18 protein-coding genes and 1 pseudogene are annotated in these 17,565 nt (G+C 39.4%); 1 reads left to right on the top strand and 18 read right to left on the bottom strand.

Going from position 1 to position 17,565, the window contains the following annotated elements:
* Positions 1-35: 35 nt before the first annotated feature.
* The 12 genes and pseudogenes from D8803_RS06390 to efeO all read right to left on the bottom strand — a co-directional run bounded on the left by D8803_RS06390 (position 36) and on the right by efeO (position 10,203).
* Positions 36-341, bottom strand: coding sequence for a PTS sugar transporter subunit IIB (locus tag D8803_RS06390; protein WP_000590563.1), 306 nt, complete (start codon positions 339-341; stop codon positions 36-38).
* A gap of 37 nt (positions 342-378) precedes the next feature.
* Entirely contained in the window at positions 379-855 is a 477-nt protein-coding gene (locus D8803_RS06395; protein ID WP_000521967.1) for a PTS sugar transporter subunit IIA, read from the bottom strand.
* Between the two features lie 216 nt (positions 856-1,071).
* The gene (locus tag D8803_RS06400; protein WP_061416919.1) at positions 1,072-1,761 is read right to left on the bottom strand and encodes a sugar phosphate nucleotidyltransferase; all 690 of its coding nucleotides are present in this window, start codon (positions 1,759-1,761) and stop codon (positions 1,072-1,074) included.
* An 11-nt stretch (positions 1,762-1,772) separates the two neighbouring features.
* Positions 1,773-2,651, bottom strand: a complete 879-nt coding sequence (locus D8803_RS06405; protein WP_061416920.1) for a DMT family transporter — start codon at positions 2,649-2,651, stop codon at positions 1,773-1,775.
* Positions 2,641-3,510, bottom strand: coding sequence for a phosphotransferase family protein (locus D8803_RS06410; RefSeq protein WP_061416921.1), 870 nt, complete (start codon positions 3,508-3,510; stop codon positions 2,641-2,643). Before D8803_RS06410 ends, D8803_RS06405 begins: the two co-directional genes overlap by 11 nt.
* A gap of 16 nt (positions 3,511-3,526) precedes the next feature.
* A complete protein-coding gene (locus tag D8803_RS06415) occupies positions 3,527-4,549 on the bottom strand; it encodes a ribitol-5-phosphate dehydrogenase (protein ID WP_061416922.1) in 1,023 nt (340 codons plus the stop codon).
* A gap of 4 nt (positions 4,550-4,553) precedes the next feature.
* Positions 4,554-5,261 carry a 2-C-methyl-D-erythritol 4-phosphate cytidylyltransferase gene (locus tag D8803_RS06420; RefSeq protein ID WP_061416923.1) on the bottom strand — a complete coding sequence of 236 codons (708 nt, stop codon included), beginning with the start codon at positions 5,259-5,261 and terminating at the stop codon, positions 4,554-4,556.
* Positions 5,262-5,562: 301 nt separating this feature from the next.
* On the bottom strand, positions 5,563-5,733 hold the full coding sequence (locus D8803_RS06425; protein WP_038805334.1) for a twin-arginine translocase TatA/TatE family subunit: 171 nt from the start codon (positions 5,731-5,733) through the stop codon (positions 5,563-5,565).
* Positions 5,717-6,448 carry a twin-arginine translocase subunit TatC gene (gene tatC / locus D8803_RS06430; protein WP_061416924.1) on the bottom strand — a complete coding sequence of 244 codons (732 nt, stop codon included), beginning with the start codon at positions 6,446-6,448 and terminating at the stop codon, positions 5,717-5,719. The genes D8803_RS06425 and tatC overlap by 17 nt, the downstream gene beginning before the upstream one ends.
* Entirely contained in the window at positions 6,449-8,137 is a 1,689-nt protein-coding gene (locus D8803_RS06435; RefSeq protein ID WP_061416925.1) for an FTR1 family protein, read from the bottom strand.
* Positions 8,112-9,325, bottom strand: a pseudogene (gene efeB / locus D8803_RS06440) (iron uptake transporter deferrochelatase/peroxidase subunit). The gene D8803_RS06435 and the pseudogene efeB overlap by 26 nt, the downstream one beginning before the upstream one ends.
* A 5-nt stretch (positions 9,326-9,330) precedes the next feature.
* The gene (gene efeO / locus D8803_RS06445) at positions 9,331-10,203 is read right to left on the bottom strand and encodes an iron uptake system protein EfeO (protein WP_131200611.1); all 873 of its coding nucleotides are present in this window, start codon (positions 10,201-10,203) and stop codon (positions 9,331-9,333) included.
* Positions 10,204-10,437: 234 nt separating this feature from the next.
* Here efeO and D8803_RS06450 point away from each other — a divergent pair, with 234 nt between their 5' ends.
* The gene (locus D8803_RS06450; protein ID WP_131200612.1) at positions 10,438-11,133 is read left to right on the top strand and encodes a VIT family protein; all 696 of its coding nucleotides are present in this window, start codon (positions 10,438-10,440) and stop codon (positions 11,131-11,133) included.
* Positions 11,134-11,172: 39 nt separating this feature from the next.
* Here D8803_RS06450 and D8803_RS06455 read toward each other — a convergent pair whose 3' ends face one another.
* The 6 genes from D8803_RS06455 to D8803_RS09975 all read right to left on the bottom strand — a co-directional run bounded on the left by D8803_RS06455 (position 11,173) and on the right by D8803_RS09975 (position 17,529).
* Entirely contained in the window at positions 11,173-13,161 is a 1,989-nt protein-coding gene (locus tag D8803_RS06455) for an FtsX-like permease family protein (RefSeq protein ID WP_084946023.1), read from the bottom strand.
* A 1-nt stretch (position 13,162) separates the two neighbouring features.
* Complete coding sequence (locus D8803_RS06460) at positions 13,163-13,921, bottom strand: ABC transporter ATP-binding protein (RefSeq protein WP_000173369.1); 759 nt, start codon at positions 13,919-13,921, stop codon at positions 13,163-13,165.
* A 379-nt stretch (positions 13,922-14,300) separates the two neighbouring features.
* Positions 14,301-14,573 carry a PspC domain-containing protein gene (locus D8803_RS06465; RefSeq protein WP_109290075.1) on the bottom strand — a complete coding sequence of 91 codons (273 nt, stop codon included), beginning with the start codon at positions 14,571-14,573 and terminating at the stop codon, positions 14,301-14,303.
* 59 nt (positions 14,574-14,632) lie between these two features.
* Positions 14,633-15,076: a SprT family protein gene (locus D8803_RS06470; RefSeq protein ID WP_131200613.1), complete on the bottom strand. Its 444-nt coding sequence runs from the start codon at positions 15,074-15,076 to the stop codon at positions 14,633-14,635.
* Positions 15,063-17,192 (bottom strand): Tex family protein, encoded by a 2,130-nt coding sequence (locus tag D8803_RS06475; RefSeq protein WP_131200614.1) that lies wholly within the window; start codon positions 17,190-17,192, stop codon positions 15,063-15,065. The genes D8803_RS06470 and D8803_RS06475 overlap by 14 nt, the downstream gene beginning before the upstream one ends.
* Before the next feature lie 199 nt (positions 17,193-17,391).
* Positions 17,392-17,529 carry an SPJ_0845 family protein gene (locus tag D8803_RS09975; RefSeq protein ID WP_411756588.1) on the bottom strand — a complete coding sequence of 46 codons (138 nt, stop codon included), beginning with the start codon at positions 17,527-17,529 and terminating at the stop codon, positions 17,392-17,394.
* Positions 17,530-17,565: the final 36 nt, after the last annotated feature.

A 17,565-nucleotide genomic window follows, 5' to 3' on the forward strand; every position in this document is an offset into this window, starting at 1 on the left:
TCCCTTTATTTTTATGGAATCTTACAAAATAATAATTAACTTAGTCCGTGTTCTTTGATAGCTGCCTCAATATTGTCAAATACTGGAGCGCTCATTGCTGGAATACGGAACAGGATTGGTCCAGCTTCGATAACTGGAATTCCTGGTTCAAAACCAAGGTCAGTTGCAGCGATTGGTGTAAAGATATCGTAGCCTTTCATAAGGTCTTCATTCACATCTTTTACCATAACTGCATCGCAGTGAACATCATAACCACGGTTTGAAAGTTCTTCTTCTAGAGCACTTTTAATTTGGTGACTTGAGTTAACACCTGCACCGCAGGCAGCGAGAATTTTAATCATTTGGATTTCCTCCGATTTATTTTTTATAATGTACGATTTAAGCTGTTGCTTCAGAGATATAGGCATACAAGGCTTCTGGTTCAGAAATATTTGATAAATCTTCTAGATGACCATTCCCTGTGAAAAAGTCCATCAACTGAGCCAGAATATTTGTTTGACTCGAACTTGAATTGTTAATGATAAAGAAGAGTAAAGATACTTCCACTTCCTTATCAGGAGCAATCATATTGTGAAAAGTTACTGGTTTTTCTAATCGAACAACCACCACTTTCTCAGCCAGATTATGAACAATATCTGTATGAGGAATCGCTACATTTGGCAAGTCCTTTCCCAGAAATTCCATATCTAAGCCAGTTGGAAATGACTTTTCACGCGTGATCAAGGCTTCACGATAAGTTGGAGTTACTATTTCTCGTTCTTCCAATAAGGTTGCTACCTGATCAAAGAGTTGTTCTTGATTATCCGCTTCTAAGCAAAACACGAGGTCTTTGTCAAAGAAATGATCTAATCCCATAACAGTTTCCCTTCTTTCAATTAACTTTTACGTTATAAGTATAACACTATATGAAATCGTTGTCAATACTTTTTGTTTTATTTTGTTTCTTTTTTGTTGATTGTGTTTTGTTAATTAATTGCAATCATTATCAAACAATCTTTTTAAATTCTATTTTCGTGCATTTCAAACAAAAAAGACCAAAATGGGTCTTTTTGTTACTAATTCTAATGCTATTTAGTTAATGGAAGATAAAATTTCTTCTAGCTTTTGATAGTCCTTAACACTATCGATTTCATAGATGCTGTTGCCTTCTAATTCTTCGACATACACATCTAATTCTTTGATATTATCCTTAACCATATTGTCCCAATAGAGATCAACAAATTCGCCGCTTGCATAGGCTTTGTCAATAAAACCAACAATCTTTTCTGCAGTTGGAGCATCCCAGAATGATACGCCGCTCAGAATACGACCAGCCTTGCTATCAACGATGATGTCTTGAACTTTATAGTCATCACCATAAACCAAGAACCATTCATTCTCACAGTCTTCACGATAAACACTGAAATAGGTCGAACGTTTAAGATCGTTTCTAAACATATTTTTGAAAAGATAGTTATCCGCATCAATCACATAGCTGTTAGCCAAGTCTTCTTTAACGAGATAAAGTGAGTAAAAGTTGTTGTAATCAGCATACTTGTCATTGAAGACTAAACGAACACCATATTTTTCTTTTAGGTAGTCAAATTGTTCTTTGAGGTATCCGACAACGATGATAATCTCATCAATTCCTCTCTCTTTCAAAAACTCGATTTGGTATTCTACCAAGGGTTTTTGATTAACCCTAACCAAAGCTTTTGGGGTATTTTCAGTCATAGGGCGCAGACGAGTTCCTAAGCCCGCTGCTAAAATAATCGCTTTCACACGAATCTCCTTTATTCTTTAATAATAATATAAACACCAGCCATAACAATAAGTGAAGTGATGATTGTCAGCATATCTAGCGGTGCACCCAAGAAAACAACTGCAAATAAGACAGTCCAAACTACATAGCTCACATTCAAACCTGTTGCTTTCGCGGGTTGCAAGCGATTAATAGCGATATAATAAGCTAAGTAGGAAATCATATCAAAGGCCGCAAAGATAAGCAATAGACCAAACAATTGTCCATCTGCCACTTCTGCAAATGAATGGTGAGAAAAGAGCACAATCACAAGATAGGACAAGAATGAGGTTACTTGTCGGATTAACAAGGCTTCAATTTCACTTAATTCACTTTCCATAGCATAGGAGCTGAGAACACTTTCACTCCCCCAGGCAATGGCACAGACAAGGGCACAAAGAATTCCGATATAAAAAGAATTGACCTGCTCAACTTTGTAAGTCTGGGCAATAATACCAGCGATAATCAACAGAATACCAAACACAGTATTCTTAGATACCTTGTGTTTCAAAATGAAGAAAGCTAGTAAAACTGAAACTGCTGGGTAAATAGCTGATACAGATGAAGCTAGAGAACTACCGATATACTTAACCGCATAAAGATTGGCCTGCATACCAATAGGACCAGCTAGCAAGGCTCCGATAATAACACTGACATTTCGAATATTTAGAAAAATCGAAAGTCGAACTTTTCCTTCTTTTACCAAAAGAAAAGCTAATAGAATAAAGATACTCAAAAAGTCATGTGCCGCTGCCACTACAAAAGGGGAAAGATTGGTAAAAATTGAAAAGATATAAGAACTAATTGTCAGACCTAGTCCCCAGAAGATACCCGAGAGCAGACCGAAAGAGACACCATTTTTATTCTTCATCCAAACCTCCATAATAAGTCAGACCGTCAACAGCTCTTTTGTAACGACTCACACCATAATCTCCAAAGTCAGCGCCTTGATCTTCTTTGTACACTGTCCACAAACTCCAGATAGTATCTTGCAAAATTTTATAGATTCGAATCTTCTCGCGAGATACTGGAGTTTTGTCACTCTCATAGTAGGTTAGGAAATCTTCTTCTTCCTGATTTGTAAATTCAGACTCTAAAAATAGAGCTGCCAAATCCCACATCGGGTCATTCATAGAAGAGTATTCCCAGTCGATCAAATACATGCGTCCTTGGGGTGACTCGATAAAGTTTTCTGGAACTAAATCGATATGACAAGACTTTCTGTCAACACCTAAGTCAGCCAACCTTTTCTCTAGTGAAAATACTTCTTTTTTCACAGCTTCATAGTTGGCGTAAGGGATATTTCCCTCAATCAAAGATTCGTATTTTTTGATTTCCTCAAAAGGAGCAAACTCTCCTCTTAGTTCTTTGCCTGATGCATGAATGGTCTGTAGAATCGGGGCAATCTTTTCAAATTTGGTCTTGATTGATGTTGAATCAAGAGTTACTGCTGATTCGATGTACTCATTTACCTTAATCCCAGACTCTATATCAAAGAGATAATTTTTGACATCAAGATTCAAGTCTTTCAACAATTCAAGATTGTATTTTTCATCTTGACGATTGATGAGCTTTTCAGTCCCTTTCCCGAAAAATTTAACGATATAGGGTTTAGAAGTTGTTTTAACCAAATAATTCTGATTGGTCATGCCCCCCAGTTGTTCAACACTGAGGACTCCCTCTTCCTCAGATAGCAAGGAAGAGATTTTTTCTTTGATGAGTTTCTCCACAATTTACCTCCATCTTCTACACTTCCCACTTGAACACTGTTTTAAAAGCAGTATTTAGGTCGGTGGCAAAGACACGGTGAACATCCTTGATTTCTCTCACTGGTTCTTCAATATAAAGGATATTTTTCAGACGATTCGCAAACTTTTTAACTTCCATCATCTGTATTGCATTTTCAAAATCAATCCGTCCTGATCGTGACGAACCAACCAATAATAAACCTTTTTCTAAAGCATCTCGTGTATTGATATTGACCTTGTACTCGCTCACTCCCATCATGAGGATCGTTCCTTGTGGGCGAATGTAACGAATCAAATCATTGATAGCGGGACCTGTTCCATCGCCACCACAACATTCAAATCCATGATCAAAGGTCAGATCCTCGGGAATATTATCCGTGATGTAGCACTCTTTTGCAAAAGAGAAGAGTTCCAGTTTTTCCCAATGGCGACCAATCACGATAATCTCTGCTTCTGGTAGAGTGTAATTGATAATATTGGCAACCACAAAAGCCAAACTACCATCTCCGATAACTGCGATACGCTCTCGTTTGCTGTGGGCGAGATTCAAGAAACGATCCATAGCATGCATACCCACACTCACAAACTCGGTAATGGCTGCAACTGTGTCCTCAATGTCATTATAAGAGACAACACGATCTTTTGGAAGAGAGACAAATTCTCTCATAAAGCCATCATAACCACTAGATAGGAAGTAGGTTCCTGTCATGTAGTTCTCGTAGAACTCCTTGTCACTCTGCATAGGCGGTTGATTTGGGACCATAACTACCTTTTGACCGATTTCATAAGTCCCAGTTGGATCTGAAATAACAGTTCCACAAGACTCGTGAATCATAGCCATAGGAAGCTTTTTAGCCAATATCTTTGGATCACGTTTCCCTTGATAGTAACGTTGATCAGCATGACAGACCGCCATATAATTTGGACGAATCAGGATGTGATTTTCCTGATCAATGTCCTCTTCTTGGTATTTTACATTAATAAACTTTGGTTTGGTCAGTTGATAAATTTGATTAATCATAGCCTTAGTCTTTCTCAATCATGCTTTTCGCGATTTTCAAGTCTGTCACCGTTGTGATTTTAAGGTTTGAATATTCCCCTTTAGCTAGGGCAACGTCTTTCCCTTTGATAACAAAAATCTTACATGCATCTGTTAGGATTTCCTTTTCTTTATCAGATAGGGATCCATACAAGTCCATGAAATCCTTGCATCGGAAGGTTTGAGGTGTTTGACCTTGATAGAGGTGAGCACGATTTGGAATATCCGTGATAAACTGACCATTGGTACTTTCAACAATGGTATCAACCGCTTCTACTACTGTGTCAACCGCATCATGATTTTGGGCAAGTTTGATATTGTCCTGAATCATTCGAAGTGTAATAAATGGACGAACAGAGTCGTGGGTAATCACGATGTCTTCCGGAGTAATTGGACGGTAGGTATCAATGGCTTCTATAATCTTCTCGATACTGCTATTACGATCAGCACCACCTTTGGTAATAATGATACGATCCTTGTGGAGAGAGAGGTACTTGTCAACTAAGTCCTCAGCGTGTGACACCCAGTCTCCATGAACCCCAACCACAATTTTTTCAATGCTTGGCTCCAAGACAAATTTTTCGATTGTGTGGATTAAAATGGGACGATCACCCAACTCTAAAAATTGTTTCGGTAAATTACTGATTCCCATGCGTGTGCCAGTTCCTCCGGCTAAAATTCCTGCATAGATCATATGTTTTCTCCTTTGTTTATTCTAAAAAACTCATTATCATCTATTATATCACAATCTGCCTTTATCATGAAGAAAAGACAGAAAACTATCTATCTAAAATTTGAGAAATAAAATTAGATTTCACTCTATATTTTTTACTCAACATTCGGTTAATATAGAGTTCTTTAGAATATAATACAAACCTTAAAGAAAACTTAAAATTATTTTTAAGAATACAATAAAAAGCTAGGAAATTGCTCACCTAGGCCTAGACAGCTACAGTTCCTAACTTTCTTGTTTTTATGTATGATTATGGAATAGATTACTTTTCCTGATCTTGGTCACCAACTCCTTTAACTGCCTTTTTAAATTCAGACAGCATTTTACCGATTGATTCACCAAGTTCTGGTAACCGTTTTGGTCCAAAGATTAAGAGTGCCCCTAAAACAATGATAATCAATCCTGGAGCACCGATATCACGTAAGATTCCCATTCTTTTCTCCTTTCATTTTTTTCTTTACAATACTCTTGCTAATTGCAATACTAAGCTCATAGAGCGAGATTAAAGGAACAGTCATAGCTAGATCGCTGATAAAATCAGCAGGTGTCAAGATAACAGCTAGTACCAATAAAATAAAGTATGCATAACGGCGATAGGTAACTAAGAAACCTGGTCCAATCAAGCCAATAGACGTTAAAAAAGCGATGATGACAGGCAATTCAAAGATGAAACCCAAGGGTAGGGTTGTTTGAAAAACAAAGGCTAAGTAGTTCTGCGCTGTTAATTGAGTTTCAAATAATCCTTCCCCAAGACCTAAAAGCACTTGAAGTAAGGCTGGTGTCACAAAGTAGAATCCAAAGGCCAGTCCAAGTAGAAAGCAAATAAAACTAGCTGGAATATAGACAAAGATTGCTCTTGCTTCTTCTGTTTTCAATCCTGGTTTGATAAAACTCCAAATCTGATAAACTGTAAAAGGTAGCGTAATGGTAAAGGACATTAGACTCGCCAAGCGCAAATAAATCCACAGAATGTCATTTGGACCTAATACAATCAACTTTTGATTAAAGGACTGAGTCAGGTAGTAATAAAGCTGATCAGCAAACAATAAAGCTCCACAAAAGACTATAGAAAAGCAGGCTATAACAGCAATGAACCTCTTTCTAAATTCTATCAGATGTTCAACGATTGTCAATTCTTTTGTATCCATCTACTTTTCACCCTGTCTCAATGTGACAACCAAAACAATTATCAAAAAGACTAGCTGACTTCCTAAACTTTCCCAACTTGGATAGATGCCCAATAGGTCGATAGTTGGGAAACTTGATAGCAGGTGATTTGGTGCCATATTTGTCAGCTGCAAAGCATGCACACTAACTCCAAGCATCTTGAAGGCAAGAGCATAAATCATCCACGTCAATATGAAGAAGACCTTATGAGGTAGGAATAATTGACTCGCCTTGTTCATCAGAAATGCAATAATCAGCAAGACTAACAAGGCTAGAGAAATACCTAGGATAAACTCAAAACGAGATATTCTCGGTAAAATTCCTACGTAAAATAGAATGGTCTCTGCCCCTTCACGGAAAACAGCTAGAAAACTAAGAGCAAACATGGAAATGAATGAACCTGTCTTGGTCACAGTTTTCATCTGCGAATCCATAAAGTCATTCCATTTTTTGATCGAGGATTTACTGTGAAGCCAGATACCAATCAAAATCATCATCACTACTGCAAAAATACCAACAGATCCTTCGATGATTTCGCGATTGGCCCCTGATGTTACTGCAGGAAAGGCAATTTGTAGTATAAATGCAATCACTAGACTCGCAACGATACCTGTTAGGGCCCCACCGTATACCCACTTGATTCCTTTACGCATCTTGGCTGCTTTTAATGTTGTGACCAAGGCCATGACGATTAAGAGGGCCTCTACTCCTTCACGTAAGAGAATGAGCATAGCATCAAAAGCATTGTAGCTTGCAGTCGTATCAATTTGAGATAAATCCGCAATCAGTTTTTCTAATTTTTCTTGATATTCCTTCTCACTTCCCTTGACCATGATTACAGGACTTTCGCTTTCGACTCGGGTGTAGAGGGAAGGATTGGTCGTACTAACAGAACCTTCAACAGTTGGCCATATAGTAATAAACTCTTTCATGGCAGCTGTCCCTGCCGTCGGGTTTCCAGCTTTAAATTCTTCCAAGGCTTTTTTGAGAAGGGAAATGCCATCTTTGAGATTTAGATTGGAGGAACTTTTCTCCACTTCTTTGCCATCTACGAAGTTATCGATGGCAGTTTTTAAGTTATTAAAAGAAGACTGGATAGCATCATAATCTGTCGGCTCCATTTCAATACTACTGCGTAAGAAAGAGATAGCAGTTTCTACTTGACCATAATGAGTTGTACTGTTGTCGCGGACGACACTTTCATTGAGTGTCCAAGTTGAATTCATTTTTTTATAGGCTTCTCGGACTTGCTCTATATCTTTTGAAGAAATTGCCTTATCCAAAGTCTCAAAACGTGGTCTTAAGCGACTGACAAGTTTTTCCTTCTCCGCATTCAGATCTATTGGATTTTGCTCTTTTTCAAAAGCTAGAAGGGCAGAGGAGATCTGTGTCAGATTTTCTTCACTAATCTCTCCTGACAGGGCAAGTTTTTCCTTAACAACCTTTCCAGCATCTGAATCAGCATGTTCTATTTTTTCAAAATCCGTCGCCATTTCTCTAACTAGGGCCTTGGCTTCTGCCTGATTTCCATTTTTTAAAGCCTGAGAGGCATCTGTAATCTTTACAAAATAAGAACTCAGACTTTCCTTTGCACGAACAGGAGACATAGCTAACAAGAGAAAAGACAAAGCAAAAAAACAAATACTAGTCTTCCAATAATTTCTGACCAATATAGCCTCCTTTCTCTACTCCACCAAAGCAGGCAAAAAGACCGCTACCGATGTGGGTTACATACTCATTCATCTTGTCTGTAGCTCCGAGGTTGGTTTGAACCTTGACAAAATGATCAGGATCCTTTTGGAAAGAGATAAAGAGTAAGCCTGTGTCAAATTGTCCAGTCTTATCATCAATTCCATCCGAGTATGAATAAGATCGTCGTAAGAGTGGCTTCTCTACCTCTTTGGCCAATCGAACATGCGAATCATCTGGTAATAGACTCAAATCTACTTCATCAAACTCATTCTTCTTCCCAAAAGGGGCGCCACTTTCCTTATAACGACCAAAGGTATTTTCTTGCTCTTCAAGATTGGTTCGATCCCAGGTATCGAGAAACATCTGGATGCGACGAACAGCCATATAGGAGCCATTTTCCATCCAATCCTTGCTGTCGGCCCAGACAACACGATCAAAATCCTTTTCTTTGGTCACATTGGCTGTTCCATCTTTGAAACCAAAAAGATTGCGTGGTGTCTCCATACGATCCCCAATAGCAGCAAATCCAGATTGGCTCCAACGGAGGGTCACTGCATTTCTCCCTTTACGGATAAGGTTGCGAATAGCATGAAAAGCAACTTGCTCGTCATCTGCACAGGCTTGGATAACAATATCTCCCCCAGTATATTTTTCACGCAGTTGCTCTTTGGGGAAGGGGGGGAAATCCTTAAAAAGTTTAGGACGTTTTTGCTCTAAATTCATCTTTTCAGGAAACTAGCAGACACACCAAAAGTCAGCGTTAAACGATGAGGATTTAGCCCCACGGTTTCTCCAGTGTCACTTGGTGGCAAAAGGGCATTCTGACCATCTTTTTTTACCAATTCTCCTTCTACCAACTTGCTACTATAATCTGTCCAATCCTTGAACAGCTGGATAATCTTATCTTTATCTGTCGTATGCAAATCTAGAACAACAAAATAAATATTCTTCTGCATAGGGGTCGTGATACCCGCTTGGTGTTTCCCATAAAAGTCAATCTTTTCATTACCGTACGAGATTTTTTCCTGCTTGTCTAACCTAGGTGCTAAAAAAGCGGAGGCACCGGAGAGACCTAGTGCTAGCCCAGCACCTCCAATACCCGCTTTTTTTAGAAATTCTCGACGGTCCATTTTTTTCTCAAAAAAATTTTCGTCTTTCTTAGTCATACTGCTTATTCCCCATCAAGAAATTTGCCCATTTGTGATAGAGGTTCACCAAGTTTAGTCACAGCTTCAGCCAATGCTTTGGTGTCTTCTTTTGTTAAGTCTGTATAAAGTTTGTAGTGTTCCTTGTCTGTCATATGTTTGTCCAACAGGCTATTAACAGATTTGAAATCAGCTTCTAATTCTTTAACTAAATCAGCATCTGATTTTTCTAGTAAAGGTTTAAAGAGTTGGAATATCTTTTCAGCTCCCTCGATATTAGCGCGGAAGTCGTACAAATCTGTATGAGAGTAGATTTCCTCTTCACCAGTAATCTTACTTGTTGCTACTTCATTGAGCAAGTCAACTGCTCCTGTCAACATAATCTTGTGATCTACTTCAACAGTCGCTACCTTAGCCTTCAACTCTTTGATATCGTTGACAAGCTGTTCTCCATAACTTTCTGTCCCCTTGGTTGTGTTTTCTTCCCAGAGGATACGCTCGATACGGTGGAAACCAGACCAACCTTCCTCAGTCTTATTTTCATCAACATAGTCTGCTAGACGAAAGTCAATCTTAACATCTGACTCACCAAAACTCTCTGCGATTGGCTCGGAGCGTTCGTAAGCCATACGAACAAGCGGATAAGCTTTCTTGGCTTCCTCCAATTTTCCGTATTTTAAAAGCTGGACAAATCCTTCTGTATCCGTTAAAAGCTTATCAATTTGTCCTTGAACAAAGGTCTTATAATCTGCGGTTGCCTTATCAAGTAATTTTTGTTTATCATCTGATAAAGCTGTCACCTTAGAGGAATCATTTGTCTCGGTTGATTTTTCAAAACGGACTGCACATGCTGTCAATAGCAAAGCAGAAGATAAAAGGACAACACCTAGTTTTTTCATTATTTACTCCTATTGGTTCAGGAAACCTGAATTTATTTTATGTTCCATTATAACATCCTTTCCTTAATTTTTTAATAAATTGTCAGAAAATTTAATATTTAAGAATTTGAAATAGCATTTTCCGGTAAAATTAGAAAGGACTTAAAAATTAGAATCGTAGAACTTTTTTCAGATAGTTTAAAAAGATTGTTTTCCCCTACTCTTTTCTCTATAATGGAGAGAAAGGAGATGACTATGACAGAATTGAAACATGAAATTGATGCAAACTTTGCAGGGCGACTCAATATCCTACGAGCAGGCGTTCTTGGTGCCAATGATGGGATTATTTCCATTGCTGGAGTCGTTATCGGTGTTGCTAGTGCGACGAGCAATATCTGGATTATCTTTTTATCAGGATTGGCGGCTATCCTCGCTGGTGCTTTTTCTATGGCAGGTGGCGAATATGTCTCTGTATCCACTCAGAAAGACACGGAAGAAGCCGCTGTTGCTAGAGAGCAATTACTCTTGGACAAAGACATTGAATCTGCAAAACAATCCCTCTATGCTGCTTATCTTCAAAACGGTGAGTGTGAAACGTCCGCCCAACTCTTGACCAACAAAGCCTTTTTGAAAAATCCACTCAAAGCCTTGGTCGAAGAAAAGTATGGAATCGAGTATGAAGAGTTTACCAATCCTTGGCATGCTGCTATCTCTAGCTTTATTGCCTTTGTACTGGGAAGCCTTCCTCCTATGCTTTCCATTATCGTCTTTCCAAGTGACTATCGCATCCCTGCTACTGTCTTTATCGTAGCCCTCTCCCTTCTCATCACCGGCTATACCAGTGCTAAACTAGGCAAGGCTCCTACGAAAACTGCTATGATCCGTAACCTCTGTATAGGACTTCTGACCATGGGAGTAACTTACCTATTTGGACAACTCTTTAGTATCTAAGATAAAAGAAATACCTCGATGAATTTCGAGGTATCTTTTTTACATTTGTACAATCTTGCGATAGCTTCTTGAAGTAATCATAAAAATCAAAACGTAGACGATGAGGAAGATGGCACAAATGGAAAGTGTAACGGTTAACATCATGGTCGCATCTAGCACCCCAATGACTTTTAGGATGAGGCTAAGCATATGATAGGCAAAGGCAAGGTGTAGGAAGGCGAAGAGCAATGGAAGGAAGAAAACAGTTAGGACCTGTTTGTTGATTGTTTGCTTGATTTGCTTTTGATCAAGTCCGACCTTTTGCAAAATGATAAAACGTTCACGGTCTTCATAGCCCTCAGAGATTTGTTTGTAGTAGATGACAAGAACTGTTCCCACCATAAAGATGATAGAGAGGAAAATACCGATAAAGAAAACTCCACCAAAGAGAGCACTCACCTGCGCACTGCTATCAGCCAGATTACTTCCGTAAACATAGCTTCCTTCTTTGTTTAATTCTCTATTAAAGTTGTTGACGAATTTTGAATAGTCATCTGCAATTTTAAGCTGCTCGTCCTCGCTAGCCGTTACATTCATACCACCATAGTATTGATTAAAGATGGAAGAATTAGGATACTGGTCAAGAAAGGCTTTCAAGTCAGGAACAACCAGATAGTTATAGTCCGAAGTTAGAATATTGTACTGATTTGGGACATGTTCAAGAATAAAATCTTTTTTGATTTCTTCCTTTATTGTATAGGTCTGGTCATTTAGAGTCAGTTCTTTTTGTCCTTGAAGTTCTTTGTTTTTAGTAAACAATCCGACTTCCTTACCTGAAAGTGCAAGTTTTTGCCCCGTCATATTCTCATAGTCTTTTTGATCAAAGACCATAAAAATAGTTTTCGGTTGAACACGATTTTGACCTTTCTCAAAGATTGTCAATTTCGTACCTTCTTGGTTTGCCACACCAAAGTTACTGTATGTAAGGACTTCTTTCTTTGTGACAGTCAATCCTTTATCGCTGGCATACTGGTCTAGGAGTTTATTTATGTCTTCTTTTTCAACATTCTGTCCTGTAATTCCAAAATCATGTGGATTCATGACTTTCTTGAAAGTTTCAGAGCCTTTAAAGACGCTCGTTGTAGCAGACATAGTCACCAAGACCATGGTTGAGAGAATAGCAATCGTCGCTAGACCAACCGCATTTTTCTTCATGCGGAAAATGAGATTGGACACGGAAATCATGTTGTTAGGTTGGTAATAGTAACGCTTGTTTTTCTTCAAGATTTGTAGGAAAACTGTAATCCCTGCATTAAACAAGAGATAGGTACCAAAGATTACCAACAAGACTGCTACGAAGAAAATTAGAACAGCAGAAAGTGGGTTTTCGACTGTTATTGCTAGGTAGTAACCAGCTGCTAGACTGATTAGACCTAGAATGGTTTGAAAACCTAAGAATCGTCCTTTTTTCTCACCACTGGCTTTTTCACGAGAGAGCTGAAGGGCATTCATGCGTGCGATGCGAAAGGCATTGATAAAAATCAAACCTAGGAAGATTGCCCCAAAGACAATGAGAACTAGGATAAAGACTATTGGTTGGAAGGTCGAAACGAGCTCCACTTTCATTTTCATTAACTTCAAAAGAAGGGCAAAGATTAGCTTATCAAAGAGAGCACCTAGACCGAGACCAGCTGTCAAGGTTAAGGAACCAAAAATAAGAAGCTCCTTAAAAACCATACTGATCAAATGGCGCTTTTCAAGCCCCAGCATACCATATACACCCAACTCCTTGGAGCGGTTCTTCATAACAAAACTATTTGCATAAAGGACAATAATCCCTGAAGCGATGGTAACAACCACCATTCCGAGAGCGAGGGTCATAGAGATAGTTTCTCCCCCTCGAATCTTGCCAATGTTTGGATTAAGTGACAAAGAGTAAAAAAGATAAGTAATGGTCACAGCTAAGAGAACAGCTAAAGCAAAGGGATAGTAGAGTTTGCGGTTTTTTATTAAGTTCGAAACCGCTAACTTATTGGTTAATCGGAACATACTAATTCACCTCGCTTGCCATAACAGTCAAAGTATCAGAGATTTCTTGGAACATCTGACGTTCGGTCTTGTCTCCACGGTAGATTTGGTTGTAAAGAATTCCATCCTTGATAAAGAGAACGCGCTTGGCCCTGCTGGCTGCCGCTGTTGAGTGGGTCACCATGAGAATGGTTTGGCCTCGTTCATTGATTTCATCAAAAACATCTAGAAGAGCAGCAGATGACTTGGAGTCAAGTGCCCCAGTTGGCTCATCCGCAAGGAGAATTTCAGGTTCAGTGATGATGGCGCGTGCTACTGCTACCCTCTGTTTTTGCCCACCAGAGATCTCGTAAGGGTACTTCTCTTGCAATTGGTTGATGCCCAAATTCTCAGCTGTTACCACCAATTTCTTCATCATCTCAGTGATAGGTTTTCGAGATAACACTAGCGGAAGCAAGATATTGTCCTTAACAGACAGGGTATCTAGCAAGTTAAAATCTTGGAAGACAAAGCCCAACTTCTCACGACGGAAACTCGAAGCCTGTGAATTTTTAATAGTGGCTGTGTCTGTTCCGTTTAGGTAAACCTGCCCGCGAGTTGGTTTATCCAGCATAGCTAGGATGTTGAGCAGGGTTGATTTCCCAGAACCAGACTCTCCCATGATGGCAACATAATCACCCTTCTCTACGGTAAAGTGAATGTCCTTGAGGGCCTCTACTTGGTTGCCCTGAAAACGTGTTTTATAAATTTTTTGAACGTGTTTTACATCTAAAAGTGTCATGATTTTCTCCTTCTTAATATCCCATTAATTGAAACTGTGCTTGCATCATAGCGCACCCCAGTTGAACACGCTCGATATCTTTTTGACTTGGTCTTCTTCTTTTCTTATGTAAGATTCTTTTCATGGTTTTACTCCTTTGTTCTTTATGAGTCTAGTTTATCGCAAAAAAAGACGACTTGCCATAACCTAACCTTACAAAAGAGACTTTAATCTTACATTTTTGTAAGATAGAAAAAATCAAGTAATTTCGCTATCAATATTTTACCATAAAAGAAAGGCAAGAAGAAAACCCTTGCGGATGCAAGGGTTAAGCTTCACTACTTTTTCTAATTTTTTCAAGAAATAAGGAAATTATCTATAAACTATTTCCAAATCCGACTCACCAAAACCAGCCATCATTGTCATCAATAGCCTCGGCTTCCTTGCGTTTGCGTGGTCCGGTTCCGTACATTTCGGCTTCAATCTCTTCCTTAGTTGGCAGGATAGAGGCGAGGATGATGTAAATAATCACACCAATCCCAAAATTTGATATGGTAAAAATGGCGAAGAGAAAGCGGACTAGGGTTACATCAAAATTCCACTTGTCTGATAGGCCAGCTAAAACTCCTGACACCATACGATTTCGTCTCATTTTATAAAATTTTGTATTCATGATTTGTTCCTCTTTCGGTATTCTTACAAAGAGTATAGCATAAAACGGAATCAAGAACATCAGTCCTTAGGCCGATTTAAGATGACGAGTTTACCTCGACAGACGCCACAGCGATAGCGTTTGGTATCAATTCTTCTCTTACGCTGATAGCTTTGCTGGCAAGATTGGCACTGATAGACTAGGTAGGCACTTTTGTCTTTCAAAGGGGGAACAAAGCGCAGGCCATCCACTTCTTTCAAAAGTTCCTTAAAATCTCGGTCCTTATGTCGATATCCTTTTTTCTGAAAATAAAGGTGATAGTGACAGAGTTCATGGCGCACGATTTTGCGAAAGACTTCCAAACCTAGTTCATTATAAATCTTGGGATTAAAATCCAAATGCCCATCCTTGGGGAAAAATCGTCCACCTGTCGTTCGCAGACGAGAATTCCACTGGGCTTGGTGTGTGAAAGGTCTACCAAAGTCTTCGAGGGAAACAGACTGAACGTACTCAGTCAGATTCATCTGGAGCTAGGAGCGACAGATTGACTTTTTCACGTTCCGTATCGATTTTCTTGACCCAAACCGTTACCAAATCTCCGACTGACACGACTTGGCTGGGATGTTTGATAAATTTACGACTCATGTGGGAAATATGAATCAAGCCGTCCTCGTGGATCCCGATATCAACAAAGGCACCGAAGTCAACGACATTACGAACCACACCTTCTAGCTTCTGTCCGACCACTAAGTCCTTGATATCTAGGACATCTTGGCGAAGCACAGGTGCATCAAAGGAATCGCGAAAATCACGACCTGGTTTTAGAAGGTCTGCAATAATATCTTTGAGGGTTTCTGGGCCGAGGTCTAGCTCTTGCGCCATTTCCTTGACTGAAAGGGACTTGAGTTTGCTTTGAGCTTCTTCATTCAAGTCCTTGATATCCAAGCGTTTGAAAAGTTCCTTAACAGCGGTATAGTTCTCTGGGTGAACTCCAGTATTATCAAGGATATTGCTACTTTCAGGGATACGGAGGAAGCCAGCAGCCTGCTCAAAGGCTTTGGCTCCTAGACGAGGAACTTTCTTGATTTGAGCGCGTGAAGTGATTTTTCCTTCTTCCTCACGGTATTTGACGATATTTTCAGAGATGGTTTTATTTAGTCCAGCTACATGGGAAAGGAGAGCAGGACTAGCTGTATTGACATTGACACCGACTTGGTTGACCACGGTATCGACAACAAAGTCCAGACTTTCAGACAGTTTCTTCTGACTGACATCGTGCTGGTATTGACCCACACCGATTGACTTAGGATCGATTTTAACCAATTCCGCAAGGGGATCTTGCAAACGACGAGCGATAGAGATAGCAGAGCGTTTTTCAACGGTTAAGTCTGGAAATTCCTGACGAGCAAGTTCGCTGGCAGAGTAGACAGAAGCACCGCTTTCATTGACGATAACATAGCTGACTTCAGGGAAATCTTTAAGAACTTCCGCTACAAAAGCTTCACTTTCACGACTGGCCGTTCCATTTCCAATGGCAATGATTTCTACACTGTACTGACCAATCAGATCGGCCAAATCTTGCTTGGCTTCTTCAATCTGACGAGCGGAGGCTGGTTTAACAGGATAGATGACCTGGGTCGTCAGCATTTTCCCTGTCGCATCAACGACAGCCAGCTTGGCACCTGTACGAAAGGCAGGGTCAAAGCCCAGAACCACGCGCCCTTTCAGCGGAGCAACCAAGAGGAGATTGCGCAAATTGTCCGAAAAGAGTTGGATAGCCCCTTCTTCCGCTTTCTCAGTCAATTCTGTCCGAATGCGTCGTTCTATAGCTGGCAAGACCTTTTTCTTAACTGACTGTTGAACAACTTCATCAATATAGGCATTCTTCACCTTAAAACGAGCAGCAAAGAAAGATAGGATACGATCCGTCGCATGTTCAAAGCTAACTTTCAAAATCCCTAGTTTCTCCCCACGGTTGAGGGCTAAGGTTCGATAGCCCTGCATGTTGCCAACTGTCTCTGAAAAATCATAATAAATCTGAAAAACTTGTTTTTCATCAAGACTTTCATCCTTGACCTGCGAAGTGATTTTAGAGTGTCTCAGCACCTCCTGATAAGTCATAGCACGTAGATTGACATCTTCAGATAAGGCTTCTACCAAGATATCAACTGCCCCAGCCAAGGTCTCTTGACCAGTCGCAAATCCTTCACAGACAAATTTCTCAGCTTCTTTCTCTAAGCCATCTACGTTTTGCAAGATCAAACGAGCAAGAGGAAAGAGTCCAGCTTCACGGGCAATGGTTGCCTTGGTCCGACGTTTTTCTTTAAAAGGTAGGTAGAGTTCTTCTACGTCTGCTAATTTCTCAGCTGCCAGGATAGCTTCTTCCAGTTCCTTGGTCAGCTTGCCTTGTTCTTGAATCTTAGCCAAGACAGCTTCCTTGCGGTCATTGAGATTAGTCAGGCTTTTATCCATGTCGATAATAGCCTTAATCGCCACCTCATCCAGACTACCAGTCATATCCTTGCGATAACGCGCGATGAAGGGAATAGTCGCCCCTTCAGCTGTCAAACTTAGAACAGTATCGATTTGCTTTAAGGTTACACCCAAATCTTGGGAGATTTTTTCATATTTTTTATCCATAAACCTATTATATCATAAGGAAATTTATTTGGGTGAGTCAGTTTTGGTAATATCTTGTATAACAATTTATTTTATTAATTAATGAAAATAAGTTAATTATAACATTGATTTTTTTAAAAAAGAGTGTAAAATAGCTATATAGAGATTAGGTTTTCTTTCTTAAAATGTTACGTAACTATTTCAAAAATTTATAGCTTTTTTAATTTAGAGAAAAAATAATCTTAATGGAGAGCATTTTAAAAATAAAAGAAAAATGGATTATATTATGCAAATTCTCAAAAGCAAAATTCTCAAACATCTTGTCCAAGTCATCCGTTTTTGTAAATTTAACAGCCATGGGTCTACCTCGATTCTAAATTTCTTTTTTATAATT

Origin of the sequence: Streptococcus oralis (genome assembly GCF_003943385.1) — a bacterium.
In the GTDB taxonomy this organism is placed as follows: Bacteria; Bacillota; Bacilli; order Lactobacillales; family Streptococcaceae; genus Streptococcus; species Streptococcus oralis_CA.